The sequence below is a fragment of the Micromonospora sp. BL1 genome (genome assembly GCF_003667485.1).
Lineage (GTDB): Bacteria > Actinomycetota > Actinomycetes > Mycobacteriales > Micromonosporaceae > Micromonospora > Micromonospora tulbaghiae.
Window position 1 is genome coordinate 1 of sequence record NZ_RCVK01000237.1, and the last position, 16,372, is coordinate 16,372.

Consider the following 16,372-nt stretch of genomic DNA (forward strand, 5'->3'; position numbering starts at 1 on the left):
CGGGTACGCCCACCCCGCGCCCGTCGTCCGCCGCGCCCTCGGTCGCGCCGTCGACCGCCACGCCGTCGCCGTCCGTCGGCCGTACCTCCGGCTCGCGGAGCCCGGCCGTGACCACCACGCCGCCCGCCGCGGCGACCCCGACCACCATCCCGGACCGGGCGTTCTTCGTCCTGCCCGCCGCGAACGACGCCGGTACCGGCAACTACTTCGGCCCGGGACCGGTGCTGCCGGTGCTGTGCGGCGCGACGCCCGGCGACGAGCGGGTGGTGGCGCAGCGGGCCCGGGCGCTGCCGTACCGCCGGGCCGGCGCGCCGGCCGACGAGGTGCCGTCCGGCAACTACCGGCACAGCATCACGATCTACCGGCCCGGGGGCGCCGGCGCGGCGCTGGCCGAGCTGCGCGCGGCGGTCCGGGCCTGCCCCGAGCAGCCCGCCCGGGGTACGCCGCCGGCGACGGTGCGGCAGCGCCTGCTGCCCGACAGCGGGTACGGCGACGAGTCGGTGCTGTTCGAGACGCGGACGCCGTACCGGGACGCCAACGGCGATCCGAGCGGCGGCGACGAGGTGCACCTGGTGCGCGCGGTGCGCTCCGGCGACGTGGTGACGGTGCTGTGGGAGCAGGGCTGGGAGAGCACCTCGACCCAGCGCGCCCAGTTCGACGCGGACAGCCGCCGGGCGGTCGAGGCGATCCGGCGGTGGCTGGACTGAGTACCCGTTTTGCGCCTCCCCGGGTCGGTGCGCTACGGTTGTCGAGCCGACGCGGGGTGGAGCAGCTCGGTAGCTCGCTGGGCTCATAACCCAGAGGTCGCAGGTTCAAATCCTGTCCCCGCTACTCGTGACGAAGGGCCCCGGAGTTCTCTCCGGGGCCCTTCGCCGTTCCGGCCCGAGGCGCCCCGGGAACGACCGGCGGCGGATCCGGGTACCCGGCTGATCTCCAGGATCGGGGTGCGATAAGCTGTATGAGCCGACGCGGGGTGGAGCAGCTCGGTAGCTCGCTGGGCTCATAACCCAGAGGTCGCAGGTTCAAATCCTGTCCCCGCTACAAAGGTTCAGGCCCGGAATCCACGGATTCCGGGCCTGAACTCATTCCGGCGCCGTCTCGGTGAGGGCGAGCAGTTCCGCGCGGGCCAGCCGGAGCTGCTCGTCCGTGACGTAGGCGGTGCCGATGCCGATGGCGATTCCCTCCGCGGCGTAGCGGACGGCCCAGACGCGGCCCGGCGGCAGGCCGTCGGCCTCGAAGGCACGGTTCCAGCGTGCCGGGTCCTCGGGATCCACAGCGAGCACGTGCTCCATGCTGTCGACCCCGAGTTGCGCGAGCAGGCCGGTGGCGCTGTTCAGTTCCGCCAGGTACGCGCTGTCTCCGGTGAGGGCGCGCACGTACCCGCGGGTGAAGGCTCCGGGCCGGTCGTCGGCGGGGTCGACGTGGGCGTTCACCTCCGCCCAGAACCGGGTGATCACCTGCTCGACCAGGGCGGCGAACAGGTCCTCGCGGGAGGGGAAATGGTGCATCAGGCCGCTCTTGGTGACACCCGCCTCCTTGGCGATGGCGGCCAGGCTGACGTTGGCGCCGTGCCGGGTGACCACCCGTTCGGCGGCGTCCAGCACTGCTCGCCGGGTGCGTGCACGATCGCGGATCGGACGACGTTCAGTGGTCGACACGGACACCTCCACGGGACACGGGCTCGGAGGGAATGATCTTCCAGGCCACCACCGCGGCGCCGACCAGGATCACGGCGGCCACGAAGGTGGCGGACTGCATCGCCTGGGCGAAGGCGTCCTGCGCCGCGGCCACGACGCCGGGCGTCGGTGACCCGTACACGGCTGCGGCCAGGGAGTCCTCCGCCAGCGCCCGATCGGTGGCACTGACCCCGGCCGGGAGCGTCAGCGACGAGCGGTAGAGCAGCCCGTGCAGCGAGCCGAGGACGGCGATGCCGAGCGCGCCGCCCAGCTCGTACGCCGTCTCGGCCACCGCCGACGCGGCACCCGCGCGCCGCTCCGGGACGGCGCCGACGACGGCGTCCGTGGAGAGCGTCATGGCGACACCGATGCCGAGCCCGATGACGGCGAGGCCGACGCCCAGGCCCCAGTAGCTCCGCAGGTCGACGCTCATCCCCATGACGGCGAGCCCGACGGCGGCGGCCATCAGTCCCAGCCCGATCGCGCGGCCCGCGCCCAGCCGCGCCAGCAGGACGCCGATCAGCGCCACCACGAGCACCGCGGCGAGTGTCCCGGGCAGCTCGGCGGCGCCTGCCTTCAGGGGGCCGAAGCCCCGGACCAGCTGGAGGTACTGGGAGAAGAAGAACAGCAGCCCCAGGAACCCGAAGATGGCCAGCACGTTGGCGGCCAGCGCGCCCGAGAACGCCGGCACCCTGAACAGCGAGACGTCGAGCAGCGGCACCGCCAGCCGGTTCTGCCGCCGCACGAACCACCATCCGGCCAGCAGCCCGGCCGCGGCTGCGGCCACGGTGAGGGCGTCGACCCCGTCACTGAACAGACGCTTGAGGGCGAAGACCAGCGGGACGATCGTGACGATGGACAGCGCCGAGGAACCCACGTCGATCCGCGCCGGCGCCTCGCCCTTCGACTCCGGCAGCAGCAGCCACCCCGCCACCAGCGCCAGCACCATCACCGGCACGTTGATCAGGAAGACCGATCCCCACCAGAAGCGCTCCAGCAGCGCGCCGCCCACCAGCGGGCCGAGCGCGGCCCCGGCGGTCGCCCCGGCGGACCAGAGCGCGATGGCCCGGGCCCGCTGAGCGCGATCGGCGAACATCGAGCGGACGATCGAGAGCGTCGACGGCATCAACGTGGCGCCGGCCAGGCCGAGAAGGGCGCGGGCCGCGATCAGCACCTCCGGCGTGGAGGCGAAGGCCGCCAGCACGGACGCCGAGCCGAACCCCACAGTGCCGATCATCAGCAGCCGTTTCCGGCCGATCCGGTCGGCCAGGTTGCCCATCGTGATCAGGAGCCCGGCGAGCACGAAGGCGTAGATGTCCCCGATCCACAGGATCTGCGTGGCACTGGGCCCGATGTCCTCCGTGAGGGACGGGACCGCGAGGTAGAGGACCGTTCCGTCGATGGCGAGGAGAAGGACCACGAGGACGAGGACCACGAGGGCCGCCCATTCCCGCTTTCCGGCACGGGCCGGCGCGGGGTCGGAGCGCAGAAAGGAGGTCACCGGCCAACCGTAACAGTCCAAATGGACGGCTAATCGTGAATAAGGCCACCGGGGCTGCGGCAGCCGCCCTTCGCCGCGTCCGGCGACATCCTTTCCGTCCGCCGTGCCCCGGTTGCGGGTCTCGGCGAGGATGGGGGCATGTCTGCATGGAACAAGTGGTGGGGCCGCCTGGGCGCGGTCCTCGGTACGGTCGTGCTCTCGGTCTTCGTGCCGGTCGCGGCTTGGGCGTCGTCGGGCACCGGCGAGATCGTGGTGGAGGCCGCGCGCCGGCGCTCCCGCGGCGGGTTCGGCTTCCTCGGCCTGCTCTGCTGCCTCGTGGTGGTCGGCGGCATCGTGCTGCTGGTGGTGCTGCTCACCCGCAACCGCCGCAACCGCCCCCCGCGCTGACACCCGCACCCACCCCGCCCACGCCGAGAGGGTGAGCGGGTGGGGTGGGTCAGCCGGCCAGGGCGGCGTTCGCCTGGGCCATGAAGCGGGAGGTCGCGGTGCGGGCGCCGGCCCGCTTGCCGCGGATGCTCTCGGCCGCCTCGATCAGCAGCGTGCGCACCGCCGCGTGCCCCTTGGGCGGCGGCGCGGGTGACGGGCCGGCCAGGTCGTCCAGCTCCGCGCCGAGCGCGGCCATGCGCTTCTCGGCCCGGCCGGTCACCTCCGCGGCCACGAACGAGCGCACCTGCTTGCTGGCGTTCAGGCCGCGTTCGACGCCGAGGAGCCGGCCGGCGGCCACGTTCGTGGTCAGGAAGTCGAGCACGTCGACCACCGCCTCCGGGTGGCGGGTGCCCCGGAAACCGGCCCAGTACATCGACGCGCGCGGCCACTGGGCGGCGGGCGTGCCCGGGAAGGCGACCGCGCCCAGCTCGTCGTCGGTCAGGCTCTGCAACTCGGGCAACTGGTGCGACCAGGCGAAGGAGGCCGCGGTGTGCCCGGTGACCACGAGCTGGCGGGCCAGCTCGCCGCTGTCGGCCTGCTCGACCAGCGCGGCGCTCGGTGTGGCCCGGTCGAAGCGCGCCACCTCCCAGAACTCGAACCAGGCGAGCAGTTCGGCGGAGCTGAAGCCGAGCTGCCGCCCCTGGTACAGCTCGCTGCCCTGGCCGCGCAGCCAGAGCCAGAACGCCCGGTAGTCGCCGGAGGCGTCCATGGTGCCCGCCACCCGGTTGCCGGAGGCGCGTGTGACGCGGGCGGCCCAGCTCACGTACTCCTTCCAGGACATCCCGGTACGCGGCTCGGGCTGGCCCAGCCCGCGCAGCAGCCGGCGGTTGAACACCAGCGCGGCGCTCGTCTGCGCGGCCGGCACGCCCACCGTGCGCTCGTCCACCCGGCCGTAGCGGGCCAGCTGCTCCGGCACCTCGCGCAGGTCGAGCCGTTCGTCGGCGGCGTACCGGGTGAGGTCGAGCAGGATGTCCCGGCCGGCGTACTCGGCGAGCACTGTGTCGTCGATCTGGAACAGGTCCGGCGCGTTCCCGCCGGTGGCCTGGGTGGCGATCCGGTCGTAGTAGCCGCCCAGCCCCTGCCAGGTGACCCGGAAGCTGACCCGGGGGTTCTGCTGCGAGTACAGCCGCAGCGCCTGTTCGGTGGCCGCGGCCCGGCGGGCGCCGCCCCACCAGAACACGGACAGCTCGATCGGGCCGTCGTCCGCGGCCACCTCCTCCGGGCTGCACCCGGTGAGCAGCGGCAGCGCGCCAGCGGCGAGCGGCAGCCCGGTGAGCGCGCCGAGGAACCGTCGCCGGTCGAGCCCGGGACGGGGTACGGACTGCGGAGCGCGCACTGAATCTCTCCGAAGGTGGGGTGGACGGATCATTTCACCGGCCCCCGGCCGGGTGTCAACGCCGGGCGGGACGGCTGGTGGGCGCGCCCGGCGGCGCGCGCCCGTCATGGTGTACTAGCGCCGTGGAACTTCTGCACTCGGGCAAGGTCCGGGACGTCTACGCCGACGGCGAGGACCTGATCCTGGTCGCCACGGACCGCGTCTCCATCTACGACGTGGTGCTGCCGACCCCGATCCCGGACAAGGGCCGCCTGCTCACCGCGCTGTCGCTGTGGTGGTTCGAGCAGCTGTCCGACCTGGTGCCGAACCATGTGATCTCCGCGACCGACGTGCCGGCGGAGTTCGCCGGCCGGGCGATCCGCTGCCGGCGGCTGGACATGGTGCCGGTCGAGTGCGTGGCCCGGGGCTACCTGACCGGCGGCGGCCTCGCGGAGTACCAGCGCACCGGCTCCGTCTCCGGGGTGCCGCTGCCCCGCGGCCTGGTCGAGGCGTCGATCCTGCCCGAGCCGATCTTCACCCCGTCGACCAAGGCGCCGAAGGGCGAGCACGACGAGCCGATCACGTACGAGCAGGTGGTCGACAAGGTCGGGCCGGAGGTCGCGGAGCGGCTGCGGCAGATCACCGTCGACGTCTACCGGCGCGGCGCGGAGATCGCCGCCGAGCGGGGCATCCTGATCGCGGACACGAAGCTGGAGCTGGGCTGGGCTGCGGACGGCACGCTGGTCCTCGGCGACGAGGTGCTCACCTCCGACTCGTCCCGGTTCTGGCCGGCCGAGTCGTACCAGCCGGGCCGCGCGCAGTTCTCCTACGACAAGCAGTACGTGCGGGACTGGGCCACGTCGAGCGGCTGGGACAAGCAGCCGCCCGCGCCGCAGGTGCCGGCCGAGGTGATCGAGGCGACCCGGGCCCGCTACGTCGAGGTGTACGAGAAGCTCACCGGCAACAGCTGGGACTGACGCTCAGTCGACCCAGTCGAGAGTGCGCCGGACGGCCTTGTGCCACTGGCGCAGCTCGCGCTCCCGGTGCGCCGGGTCCATCGTCGACTCCCACTGCGCGTCCGAGCGCCACTTCTCCCGCAGCGTGGCCAGGTCGGGCCAGAACCCGACGGCCAGGCCGGCGGCGTACGCGGCGCCGAGGCACGTCGTCTCGGTGATCCGGGACCGCACGACCGGCACGTCCAGCACGTCGGCGAGGAACTGCATGAGCAGCTCGTTGCCGGTCATCCCGCCGTCCACCCGCAGCCGGCGCAGCGCCACGTCGGAGTCGGCGTTCATCGCGTCCACCACCTCGCGGGTCTGGAACGCGGACGCCTCCAGCACCGCGCGGGCCAGGTGCCCCTTGGTGATGTAGCCGGTCAGCCCGGCGATCACGCCCCGGGCGTCGCTGCGCCAGTGCGGGGCGAACAGGCCGGAGAAGGCCGGTACCACGTAGCATCCGCCGTTGTCGTCGACGGTGCGGGCCAGCTCCTCGACCTCGGGGGCGGTGGAGATCAGGCCGAGGTTGTCGCGCAGCCACTGCACGAGCGAGCCGGTGACCGCGATGGCGCCCTCCAGCGCGTACACGGCGGGCTGGCCCTCGATCCGGTACGCCACAGTGGTGAGCAGGCCGTGCCGCGACGGCACCGGGCTGGCACCGGTGTTGAGCAGCAGGAAGCTGCCGGTGCCGTAGGTGCACTTGGCCTCGCCGGGCTGGAAGCAGGTCTGCCCGAACAGCGCCGCCTGCTGGTCGCCGAGCGCGCTCGCCACCGGCACTCCGGCCAGCACCCCCTGCGCGGTGCCGTACACCTCGGCCGAGCTTCGGATCTCGGGCAGCACGGCGGCGGGGATGCGCAGCGCGTCGAGCAGCTCCGGGGCCCAGTCGAGCGTCTCCAGGTCCATCAGCATGGTGCGGCTGGCGTTCGTCACGTCGGTGACGTGCCGGCCGGTCAGCTTCCAGATCAGCCAGCTGTCCATGGTGCCGAACAGCACCTCGCCGCGCTCGGCCCGCTCGCGCAGCCCGTCCACGTGGTCGAGCAGCCAGCGCAGCTTCGGGCCGGCGAAGTAGGTTGCCGGGGTCAGGCCGGTGCGGGCCCGCAGCCGCTCCTCGTCGTACGTCGCGGTCAGCTCGCGCAGCAGCGGGCCGGTGCGGGTGTCCTGCCAGACGATCGCGTTCGCCACCGGGCGGCCGGTCTCCCGGTCCCACACCACTGTGGTCTCCCGCTGGTTGGTGATGCCCACCGCGGCCAGCGACTCGGTGCCGATGTCGGCGCTCGCCAGCGCCTCGCGCACCACGTGTTCGACGTTCGTCCAGATCTCCTCGGCGTCGTGCTCCACCCAGCCGGGCCGGGGGAAGATCTGCCGGTGCTCGCGCTGGGCCGCGGCGACGATCTCACCGGCCCGGTCGAAGACGATGCAGCGCGAGGACGTGGTGCCCTGGTCGATCGCGGCGACGAACTCTGCGGTCACGGCAGCACCGTACCCGCCGCGAGCGTCCACCGTCTCCCTCCGGCGGCCCGTACGATCATCAGACGTGCGTGACATTGCCGTGTTCAGCGGGTCGGCCCATCCCGACCTCGCCGCCGAGATCTGCGCCCACCTCCACGTCCCGCTGCACCCGGTGCGGGTGTCCCGGTTCGCCAACGACTGCCTGGAGGTGCAGTTGCAGGCGAACTGCCGGGAGCGCGACGTCTTCCTCATCCAGCCGCTGGTGCCGCCGGTGCAGGAGCACCTGGTCGAGCTGCTGCTCATGATCGACGCGGCGCGGGGCGCGTCGGCCGCGCGGATCACAGTGGTGCTGCCGCACTACGCGTACGCGCGGTCGGACAAGAAGGACGCGCCGCGCATCTCCATCGGCGGCCGGCTCGTCGCCGACCTGCTCACCTCCGCGGGCGCGGACCGGGTGCTGGCCATGACGCTGCACTCGCCGCAGGTGCACGGCTTCTTCAGCGTCCCGGTGGACCACCTGCACGCGCTGCGCGAGCTGGCCGCCCACTTCAAGGGGTACGACCTGAGCAACGCGGTGGTGGTCTCGCCGGACCTGGGCAACGCCAAGGAGGCCGCCGCGTTCGCCCGGATGCTCGGCACGCCGGTGGCGGCCGGCGCGAAGCAGCGCTACAGCGACGACCGGGTGCAGATCAGCACGATCATCGGTGACGTGGCGGACCGGGACGTGATCGTGCTGGACGACGAGATCGCGAAGGGCAGCACCGTGATCGAGCTGATCTCGCACCTGCGCGAGCGGCGGGTCCGCTCGATCCGGCTGGCCTGTACGCACGGCCTGTTCTCCAGCGGGGCGCTGGAGCGGCTGAGCGCGCAGGAGGGCGTCCTGGAGATCGTCTGCACCAACACGGTGCCGATCCCGGCCGAGAAGCGGGTGCCGACGCTGGAGGTGCTGTCGGTGGCGCCGGCGCTGGCCGAGGCGATGCGGCGGATCCACAACGGGGAGTCGGTGAGCGCCCTGTTCGCCTGACGAGGCGGGTCAGCCGTCCAGCGGGCCGGTGACGGGCTGGCGGGTGGCGAGCGCGGCGGTGATCCGGACGACTGTGCCGGCGTCGCCGCTCTCCACCTCCATCGCGTCGCTCAGCTCCCGGGCCAGCCAGAGGCCCCAGCCGCCGGCGGTGTCCGGCGCGGGCCGGTCGCGGTCGCGCAGCCGCCGTTCGCTGATGCCGGGCCCGTGGTCGGCGACCTCGCAGACCAGTTCGCCGTTCCGCTTCCAGAGCCGCAGCCAGCCCTGCCCGCCGCCGTGACGGACCGCGTTGGTGATCAGCTCGTTGACCGCCAGCACGAAGTCGTCCAGCCGTTGGCCGGACAGGCCGGACCCGTGCGCGCAGGAGGTGACCGAGTGCCGCAGCCCGGTCACCTGCGCCTGGTCGAAGGCCGTGGCGAGGAGGAGGGAAGGTTCGATGGGCACAACCGTACGCGGTGCGGGGAGTTCTGCGTCTGTCATGACCCCGTCCCGACGATGCTTCTCGACGACTTTCGCGGCATTTCCACCGTACGTCAGGGTTTCTCAAGCCGCACCGCCCGGGGTGCCCTGGACCGGCTGTGACAGGGTGACGCACATGCCGTCGTCCTCCGGCCTCGAGGGCCCCTTCTGGCGATCGATAGCGGTGTTCCGCTTCGCCGCGCTCGCGTACGTCGGACTGGTCGTCCTGCGCGACGCGGACCGCTACGCGCATCCGGTCGCCGCGGGCGGCGTCCTGCTGGCGATGCTGGCGTGGAGCGGCGTGACGGCGGCCGGCTACGGCCGTCCGGCCGGGCGGCGCTGGCCGCTGCTCCTGGCCGACCTCGGCGTGGTGCTGGCGATCATCCTCGTCACGCCCTGGGTGGTGGGCCGCGCGGCGCTCGCCGCCGGGGTGCCGATGCTGACCGCCGCCTGGCTGGCCGGGCCGGTGCTCGCCTGGGCGGTCTCCGGCGGGCGGCGGCGCGGCGCGGTGGCCGCGCTGGTGCTCGGCGGCGCCGACCTCGCCACCCGGGACCGGATCAGCCCGTCCGCGCTGACCGGGGCGATCCTGATGCTGCTCGCCGGTGTGGTGGTCGGGCACGTGGCGCGGCTGGCGGTGGAGGCGGAGGAGCGGTTGCAGCGGGCGGTGGAGCTGGAGGCGGCCACCCGGGAACGGGAGCGTCTGGCCCGCGACATCCACGACTCGGTGCTCCAGGTGCTCGCGCTGGTCCGGCGGCGCGGCGCGGACCTGGACGGCGAGGCGGCCGAGCTGGCCTGGCTGGCCGGCGAGCAGGAGGTGGCGCTGCGGGCGCTGATCGGCCGGGCGGGCGCGCCGCCGGACCCGGGCGGGGACGAGCAGGACCTGCGCGACCTGCTCGACAGGTACGCCTCGGCCACGGTCGTGGTGTCCGCGCCCGCCACACCGGTGCCGCTGCCGGCGCGGGCCGCCGGTGAGCTGGGCGCGGCGGTCGGCGCGGCGCTCGACAACGTGGCCCGGCACGCCGGCGGGCGGGCCTGGGTGCTGATCGAGGACGAGGAGGAGACGGTGACCGTCTCGGTACGCGACGAGGGACCGGGCATCCCCGAGGGGCGGCTGGCGGAGGCCGCCGCGCAGGGGCGGCTCGGGGTGGCGCAGTCCATCCGGGGCCGGGTGGCGGACCTGGGCGGCGAGGTGCGGATCGTCTCCGCGCCCGGCACCGGCACCGAGATCGAGCTGGTCGTGCCGAGGAGCCGCGGGTGAGCATCCGGGTGATGGTGGTCGACGACCACCCGATGTGGCGCGAGGGTGTGGCCCGCGACCTCACCGAGGCCGGTCACCAGGTGGTGGCGACCAGCGGGGAGGGACGGCAGGCGGTACGGGTGGCCGCGGCGGCCCGCCCCGACCTGGTCGTGCTCGACCTCCAGCTGCCGGACATCTCCGGCGTCGAGGTGATCCGCGGGCTGCGCGCCGCGCTGCCCGACGTGCGGGTGCTCATGCTCTCGGCCAGCGGCGAGCCGCAGGGCGTGCTCGACGCGGTCAAGGCCGGCGCCACCGGCTACCTGACCAAGTCGGCCGCGCCGGCGGAGTTCCTGGACGCGGTGCGCCGGACGGCGGCCGGCGAGCCGGTGTTCACGCCCGGCCTGGCCGGGCTGGTGCTGGGGGAGTACCGGCGGCTGGCCGCGACGCCGCCCGCCCCGCACGACGAAGCACCCCGGCTCACCGAACGGGAGACCGAGGTGCTGCGTCTGGTCGCCAAGGGGCTGTCCTACAAGCAGATCGCCGACCGGCTGGGCCTGTCCCACCGGACCGTGCAGAACCACGTGCAGAACACCCTGGGCAAGCTCCAGTTGCACAACCGGGTCGAGCTGACCCGGTACGCCATCGAGCGGGGCCTGGACGACTGAGCGGTCAGCGCGCGTCCGGCGGCCGTGTCTCGTGCACCGCCAGTTCCTCCGCGCTGGCCCCGCCGCCGGCCGCGCCGGCGTCGTAGGCGACGTTGTCGGTCTCCTGGTCGGTGTGCGCGCCCTCGTCCGGCTCGACCAGCCGGCCCACCTGGTGGTCGGCGACGGTGCCGAGCTGGCCGTGGTCGTACACCGACACCGGGGAGTCCGGGTCCGAGACCGGGCCCGGGTCGATCACGTCGGCGTCGAGCTGGGCCTGCGCGGCGGCCTCCTCGCTGTCCGCCTCGGCGGCGATGTCCGGGTCGACCGGGCCGGCGAGCGGATCGTCGGCGGGACGCTCGTACTGCTCGCGCTGGAGCTTGTAGTCCAGCGACTCGCCGTCGAGCTGCTCCTCCGCCGTGGTGCCGAACTGGTCCACGGCGACCGGCGTGCGGTCACCGGGGAGCTGGGCCGGCTCGGGGCCGTCCGCCTCGCGCCCGGTCAGCACGTCGTCGTTGGCGGTGGAGTCGTCGTCGGCGGTGTCGGGCAGACCCTCCGCCTCGGGATCGGACACGGGGGTGGGGTACTCGTCGTCGCGCATGCTCGGGAACTACCCACTGCGCTCCCCGCCCTAACCGCGACCGGCCGGGTGGATCGGGAGCAACGGGGCGAAAGGGTACCTCAGTTGTGGAACGCCGCCTCGTCCTCGGCGTACAGCACGCACCACACCACCTTGCCGTCGGGCAGTGCCGTGCTGCCCCAGCGCCGGGCCACCGTGTCGATGAGCAGCAGCCCTCGCCCGCCCACCGAGTCCGCCGGCACCGGACCGCCGTACGCGGGCCGCCCGGCCGAGTAATCCCGGACGGCCAGGTGCAGCGCGCCGCCGCGCGGGGCCAGCCGGAGCGTCATCGGCGTGACGGCGTGCGCCACCACGTTGTTGACCATCTCGGTGACCGCGATGCAGGCCGGCTCGGTCAGCTCCGGCAGCCCCCACCTGGCGCACCCGGCGGCGACCAGCACCCGTGCCTCGCGGGCCGCCTCGACCACCGGGGACAGTTCGGCGTCGAGCGGCTCGGGCGGCGCGTCCGGTGGCGACCCGTCCGGATCGAGCAGCAGTTCGGCGGCGGGCCAGTCGGCGACCGCCCGGCAGACCTCGTCCAGCGCCTCACGTGCCAGCGGATCGGGGATCCGCACCCCGGACAGGTCCACCAGCAGCAACCCCGGGCGCTGCCACAGCCGGGCGAGCAGCGCGTCCCGTACGGCCTCCACCTCGAAGCGGTCGAGCACCCCGGTCAGCCGGACCGTCGGGGAGGAATCGTCGGCCTCCACCAGGCAGCGCGCATCCGTCGGCATGATCGTCCCATTGTGCACGTCGGTCCGTGCCCGCGCACCGGTCCGGTCCACGGGACTCACGGCCGGCCACCTCGGGACCGGCGGCTGATCGCCGCCACCGTGCCGACAGCGGTGCCGGCGGCCAGCCCGACCGCCGCCGTCAGCCGCAGCACCTGACCGCGCCGGCCGGACCACCCGTCGGTCCGCTCCGCCGCCGAGTCCGGCGTGAAGACGGCGCCGGTGGAGTCGGCGCGTACGCCGGGGCCGAACTGGGTGCGCGCGGTGTACCAGCCCAGCACACGCTCGGCCAGCGCCGGGGCGAGCCGCCACTGGAGCCCGATCAGCCGGGCCGCGCCGCCCGCGTACGCCTCCCGCCGGGGCCGGCGCAGCAGCTTGACGATCGTCTCGGCGACCATCTCCGGCGGGTACACCGGCGGCGGCGGGGTCAGTTCCCGGCCGGAGTGGTTGGCCGCGTGCCGGAAGAACGGCGTGTCGATGGTGGCGGGCAGCACGGTGCAGATCGAGATGTTCCCCCGGCCGGTCACCCGCAGTTCCTGCCGCACCGTGTCGGCCAGCCCGCGGATCGCGTGCTTGGTCGCGTTGTACGCCGACTGGTACGGCATCGCCACCTCGGCCAGCACCGAGGCGTTGTTGACCAGCACCCCGCCGCCGGCCGCGCCCAGCCAGGGCAGCGCGGCGCGCGTGCCGTACACGGCGCCGAGCAGGTTCACGTCCACCACCCGGCGGAACTCGGACACCGGGATCTCGTCGAACAGCCCCACGGTGCCCACTGCCGCGTTGTTGATCCAGGCGTCGATCCGGCCGAACTCGGCCACCGCCCGCCCGGCCAGCCGCTCCACCGCCTCCGGGTCGGTCACGTCGGTGGGCACCACCAGGGCCCGCCCGCCCAGCTCCCGGCAGAACGCCGCGACGCGGCGCAGCGCGGACTCGGTACGGGCGGCCAGCACCACGTCGGCACCCCGGCGGGCCAGCGCGTACGCGGTGGCCGCACCGATCCCGCTGGAGGCGCCGGTGATGACGACCGTGGCGTCGGAGAGGCTGCGGGTCAGCGGCATTCCCCGTCGGTACCCCCGGTCCGGGCCGTCATGCCGACCGTTTTCGACGGTGATCGGGTTCGGTCGGCTGTCCCGTCCGCGGGACGCCCTGGCCGGGTGACCCCGATCTGTCAGGTTTGGGCGCACCGGAGCTGGGTTAATGGGACGCTCTGACCGGAGACCCCGCTCGCTAGAACGCATGGAGGTGCACCATGCGCGTCGGCCTTGTATGCGCGCACGCCGGCTCGTCCACCGACGGTCCCACCGTCGGGACCCAGGAGCACATTGCGCGCGTGGCGGCGGAACTCGCCGCCCGGGGCCATGACGTCCGCGTCTACGAGCGCCGTGCCGCTTCCGCCCAGCCCGCCCTGACCGAACTCGACGGCTACCGGGTGGAACGTGTCCCGGTCGGCCCGCCCGACATGCTCTCCACCGCCGAGCTGGTCCCGTTCGTCGCCGAGTACGGCCGCTGGCTGGCCGGGCAGTGGGCCGGGGACTGGACCCCCGACGTGGTGCACGGGCACTACTGGGTCGGCGGCCTGGCCGCCGCCCACGCGGTACGCGCCACCGACATCCCGGTGGTGCAGACGTTCCACTCGCTCGGCGTCGAGCAGTTGCGTCACCTCGGCCGTGAGTACGGCGGGCCGGGGGAGCGCATCCCGCTGGAGCGGGCACTGACCCGGGCCGTGGACGTCGCGGTGGCCCAGTCCAACGACGAGGTCGACGAGCTGACCCGGATGGGCCTGCAACGCACCTCGGTGGCGATGGTGCCGACCGGGGTGGACACCGGCCAGTTCCACCCGGACGGCGAGGCGGCGCCCCGGGACCAGCGGCCGCGGATCCTCTCCGTCGGCGGGCTCGCGCCCGGCCACGGCCAGGACGACCTGATCCGGGCGATGCGGCTGGTCGGTGACGCGGAGCTGGTGATCGCCGGCGGCCCGCCGGCCGAGCGGCTGGACGGGCACGCCGAGGCGCGCCGGCTGCGCGAGCTGGCCGAACGCGCGGGCGTGGCGGAGCAGGTGAAGCTGGTCGGCGCGGTGCCGCACGACCAGATGGCCACCTGGTACCGCTCCGCCGACGTGGTGGCCTGCACGCCGCACTACGCATCGGCCGGGCGGGTGTCGCTGGAGGCGATGGCCTGCGGCGTGCCGGTGGTCGGCTACGCCATGGGCGGCATCGCCGACGCGGTGGTGGACGAGGTGACCGGCAAGCTGGTGCCGCCGGGTGACGTGCGCACGCTCGGGGTCACGCTGCGCCGGCTGCTGTCGGACAACGCCGGTCGGTTCGCGTACGGCCACGCCGCGGTGGACCGGGTCCGGTGCAGCTACACCTGGGAACGTACCGCCGCCGCGCTGGAGCGCCTCTACGAGCGGGTGATCGGGCGGCGCCGCCCGGCCACCCCGATCGAGCCGACGCCGGTCGAGGTGACACCGCCGGTCGAGGTGGTCGTCTCCGAACGGGGGCCGGTCGAGGCGGCCTGAACCGGCACCATCGGGGCGCCCACGATCGCCTTCTGGCGGGCGCCGGCATGGTGGTGCTGCGGTTCGGCGTACCGGGTCAGGCCGACCACAGCCGCGAGCGTCACCAGGAAGCCGAGCCCGGCCAGCCACTCCCGGCCGGGCCAGATCTTGTCGTTGAGCAGCAGCAGGCCGACGATCGCCGCGGGGACCGCGCCGGCGGCGTCCATCGCGGCCACCGCCGCCGTGGTCGACCCTCGCTGCATGGCCAGCCCGAGCAGCAGCTGACCGATCACCGAGTGGACGATCAACAGGTAGAGCAGCGGGTCGCGGACGAACGCCTCCACCGACCCGGCCGAGGCGAGCGGCCGGGCCGCCACCGCCGCGGCGGAGAACGCCATCCCGGCCAGTGAACCGAGCACCACCGACCCGAGCGCGCCGTGCAGCCGGGCGGCGAAGAAGCCGGAAACGGCGATCGCGACCACCGCCACCGCCAGACCGACCAGCCCGGCGGTGCCGAGCTGCCGCGACGGTGCCGGCTGGGCGGAGAGCACGAGCGCGGTGATGCCGGCGAACAGCAGCACCAGCAGGGCCACCTCGGCGGCCGGCAGCCGCCACTTGAGCACCAGCACGCCGAGCACTGCGGTCACCCCGAGCCCGGCCGCCACGCTGGCCTGGACCAGGAACAACGGCAGGTCGCGGCGGGCCAGGAAGGCCAGCACGAAGCCGACGACCTGGCAGGTCAGGCCGATCAGGTACGTCCGGTGCCCGGCGAGGCGCAGCAGCAGCCCGGGATCGAACGTGTGGTGCACGGTGGTCCGCGCGGCCGCGACCGACTGGAGGAGGTTGGCGAAGCCGTACGCGATGATCATCGCCGCCAGGAAGCACCAACCGGAGGAAACCACCTGGCGAGGATAGAGGCTCCGCCCGGGTCAGCGCTCGGCTGGACGGCCGAGCCGGGCCAGGATGTCGTCGTGCAACGCCCCGTTGCTGGCCACGGCGCTGATGTCGGCGGAGCCGGCGCCGCCCTGGGCGGGCCGCCCGGCCAGGTCGGTGATCCGGCCGCCCGCCTCGGTGACGATCGGGACCAGCGCGGCGATGTCCCACAGCGACAGCTCCGGCTCCACCATCACGTCCAGTGCCCCCTCGGCCAGCAGCATGTAGCCGTAGAAGTCGCCGTACGCGCGGCTGCGCCAGGTGTCGCGCATGAGCTGGAGCACCGCGTCCAGCCGGCCGGCCTGTTCCCATCCGGTCAGCGACGAGTAGCAGAAGCTCGCGTCGCCCAGCGCCGTCACACCGGAGACCCGGATCGGCGTGCCGTCCGCCGGGCCGGTGCCGGCGAACGCGCCCGCGCCGAGCGCGCCCCACCAGCGGCGGCCCAGCGCCGGGGCGGAGACCAGGCCGAGCACCGGCCGGTCGTGCTCCAGCAGCGCGATCAGCGTGGCCCAGACCGGTACGCCCCGGACGAAGTTCTTCGTGCCGTCGATCGGGTCGATCACCCAGCGCCGCCCGTCCGGGCCGGCGGGCGGCTGCTCGCCGTACTCCTCGCCGAGCAGGCCGTCACCGGGGCGGTGGGCGGCCAGCAGCGCGCGGATCTCCCGCTCCACGGCGGTGTCCGCGTCGGAGACCGGGGTCAGGTCCGGCTTCGACTCGACGCGCAGGTCCAGCGCGCGGAACCGGGCCGCGGAGACGGCGTCCGCGGCGTCGGCGAGCAGGTGGGCGAGGGCGAGGTCGTCGGCGTACCCGGTCATGACGGACACGCTAGTGGCGGCGGTCGGGCCTTCGACGGCGGGTCGCCGCCGGTCCGC

Annotated in this window: 17 protein-coding genes and 2 tRNA genes; 9 read left to right on the forward strand and 10 right to left on the reverse strand. The window is 74.1% G+C overall.

Annotated elements, in window-relative coordinates:
• The first annotated feature begins 107 nt into the window (after positions 1 to 107).
• The 3 genes from EAD96_RS15505 to EAD96_RS15515 all read left to right on the forward strand — a co-directional run bounded on the left by EAD96_RS15505 (position 108) and on the right by EAD96_RS15515 (position 1,041).
• Positions 108 to 707, forward strand: a complete 600-nt coding sequence (locus EAD96_RS15505) for a hypothetical protein (RefSeq protein WP_233585805.1) — start codon at positions 108 to 110, stop codon at positions 705 to 707.
• Between the two features lie 50 nt (positions 708 to 757).
• Positions 758 to 831, forward strand: a tRNA-Met gene (locus tag EAD96_RS15510).
• A gap of 136 nt (positions 832 to 967) precedes the next feature.
• Positions 968 to 1,041: transfer RNA gene (locus EAD96_RS15515), tRNA-Met, on the forward strand.
• Between the two features lie 41 nt (positions 1,042 to 1,082).
• Here EAD96_RS15515 and EAD96_RS15520 read toward each other — a convergent pair.
• Both EAD96_RS15520 and EAD96_RS15525 read right to left on the reverse strand, forming a co-directional pair.
• The gene (locus EAD96_RS15520; protein WP_120574136.1) at positions 1,083 to 1,658 is read right to left on the reverse strand and encodes a TetR/AcrR family transcriptional regulator; all 576 of its coding nucleotides are present in this window, start codon (positions 1,656 to 1,658) and stop codon (positions 1,083 to 1,085) included.
• Complete coding sequence (locus EAD96_RS15525) at positions 1,645 to 3,177, reverse strand: MFS transporter (protein WP_121684791.1); 1,533 nt, start codon at positions 3,175 to 3,177, stop codon at positions 1,645 to 1,647. Before EAD96_RS15525 ends, EAD96_RS15520 begins: the two co-directional genes overlap by 14 nt.
• A gap of 138 nt (positions 3,178 to 3,315) precedes the next feature.
• Here EAD96_RS15525 and EAD96_RS15530 point away from each other — a divergent pair, with 138 nt between their 5' ends.
• The gene (locus EAD96_RS15530) at positions 3,316 to 3,564 is read left to right on the forward strand and encodes a hypothetical protein (RefSeq protein ID WP_091422247.1); all 249 of its coding nucleotides are present in this window, start codon (positions 3,316 to 3,318) and stop codon (positions 3,562 to 3,564) included.
• A gap of 49 nt (positions 3,565 to 3,613) precedes the next feature.
• Here EAD96_RS15530 and EAD96_RS15535 read toward each other — a convergent pair whose 3' ends face one another.
• Positions 3,614 to 4,939, reverse strand: a complete 1,326-nt coding sequence (locus EAD96_RS15535; RefSeq protein WP_121684792.1) for an ABC transporter substrate-binding protein — start codon at positions 4,937 to 4,939, stop codon at positions 3,614 to 3,616.
• Positions 4,940 to 5,061: 122 nt separating this feature from the next.
• On the opposite strand from EAD96_RS15535, the gene EAD96_RS15540 reads away from it, so the two are divergent.
• Positions 5,062 to 5,895 (forward strand): phosphoribosylaminoimidazolesuccinocarboxamide synthase, encoded by an 834-nt coding sequence (locus EAD96_RS15540; protein ID WP_121684793.1) that lies wholly within the window; start codon positions 5,062 to 5,064, stop codon positions 5,893 to 5,895.
• A 3-nt stretch (positions 5,896 to 5,898) separates the two neighbouring features.
• Here EAD96_RS15540 and glpK read toward each other — a convergent pair whose 3' ends face one another.
• A complete protein-coding gene (gene glpK, locus EAD96_RS15545; protein WP_199733185.1) occupies positions 5,899 to 7,383 on the reverse strand; it encodes a glycerol kinase GlpK in 1,485 nt (494 codons plus the stop codon).
• Between the two features lie 64 nt (positions 7,384 to 7,447).
• On the opposite strand from glpK, the gene EAD96_RS15550 reads away from it, so the two are divergent.
• Entirely contained in the window at positions 7,448 to 8,386 is a 939-nt protein-coding gene (locus EAD96_RS15550; RefSeq protein WP_121684795.1) for a ribose-phosphate pyrophosphokinase, read from the forward strand.
• Positions 8,387 to 8,395: 9 nt separating this feature from the next.
• Here the strand turns inward: EAD96_RS15550 and EAD96_RS15555 are convergent, their stop codons facing one another.
• Positions 8,396 to 8,863 carry an ATP-binding protein gene (locus EAD96_RS15555; RefSeq protein WP_121684796.1) on the reverse strand — a complete coding sequence of 156 codons (468 nt, stop codon included), beginning with the start codon at positions 8,861 to 8,863 and terminating at the stop codon, positions 8,396 to 8,398.
• Between the two features lie 115 nt (positions 8,864 to 8,978).
• Here EAD96_RS15555 and macS point away from each other — a divergent pair, with 115 nt between their 5' ends.
• Together macS and EAD96_RS15565 are read left to right on the forward strand one after the other, a co-directional pair.
• A complete protein-coding gene (gene macS, locus EAD96_RS15560; protein WP_121684797.1) occupies positions 8,979 to 10,100 on the forward strand; it encodes a MacS family sensor histidine kinase in 1,122 nt (373 codons plus the stop codon).
• An 11-nt stretch (positions 10,101 to 10,111) separates the two neighbouring features.
• Complete coding sequence (locus EAD96_RS15565; protein ID WP_181726793.1) at positions 10,112 to 10,744, forward strand: response regulator transcription factor; 633 nt, start codon at positions 10,112 to 10,114, stop codon at positions 10,742 to 10,744.
• 4 nt (positions 10,745 to 10,748) lie between these two features.
• Here the strand turns inward: EAD96_RS15565 and EAD96_RS15570 are convergent, their stop codons facing one another.
• The 3 genes from EAD96_RS15570 to EAD96_RS15580 all read right to left on the reverse strand — a co-directional run bounded on the left by EAD96_RS15570 (position 10,749) and on the right by EAD96_RS15580 (position 13,128).
• Positions 10,749 to 11,321, reverse strand: a complete 573-nt coding sequence (locus tag EAD96_RS15570; protein ID WP_120573271.1) for a DUF5709 domain-containing protein — start codon at positions 11,319 to 11,321, stop codon at positions 10,749 to 10,751.
• An 80-nt stretch (positions 11,322 to 11,401) separates the two neighbouring features.
• On the reverse strand, positions 11,402 to 12,073 hold the full coding sequence (locus EAD96_RS15575) for an ATP-binding protein (protein WP_121684802.1): 672 nt from the start codon (positions 12,071 to 12,073) through the stop codon (positions 11,402 to 11,404).
• A 56-nt stretch (positions 12,074 to 12,129) separates the two neighbouring features.
• Positions 12,130 to 13,128, reverse strand: a complete 999-nt coding sequence (locus EAD96_RS15580) for an SDR family oxidoreductase (protein WP_091422283.1) — start codon at positions 13,126 to 13,128, stop codon at positions 12,130 to 12,132.
• A gap of 191 nt (positions 13,129 to 13,319) precedes the next feature.
• Here EAD96_RS15580 and EAD96_RS15585 point away from each other — a divergent pair, with 191 nt between their 5' ends.
• Positions 13,320 to 14,588, forward strand: a complete 1,269-nt coding sequence (locus tag EAD96_RS15585; protein WP_121684798.1) for a glycosyltransferase — start codon at positions 13,320 to 13,322, stop codon at positions 14,586 to 14,588.
• On the opposite strand, the gene EAD96_RS15590 is transcribed toward EAD96_RS15585, so the two are convergent.
• Positions 14,471 to 15,436, reverse strand: coding sequence for a hypothetical protein (locus EAD96_RS15590; RefSeq protein ID WP_199733186.1), 966 nt, complete (start codon positions 15,434 to 15,436; stop codon positions 14,471 to 14,473). The genes EAD96_RS15585 and EAD96_RS15590 overlap by 118 nt on opposite strands.
• Positions 15,437 to 15,496: 60 nt before the next feature.
• Positions 15,497 to 16,315, reverse strand: coding sequence for a histidinol-phosphatase (gene hisN, locus EAD96_RS15595; protein WP_121684800.1), 819 nt, complete (start codon positions 16,313 to 16,315; stop codon positions 15,497 to 15,499).
• Positions 16,316 to 16,372: the final 57 nt, after the last annotated feature.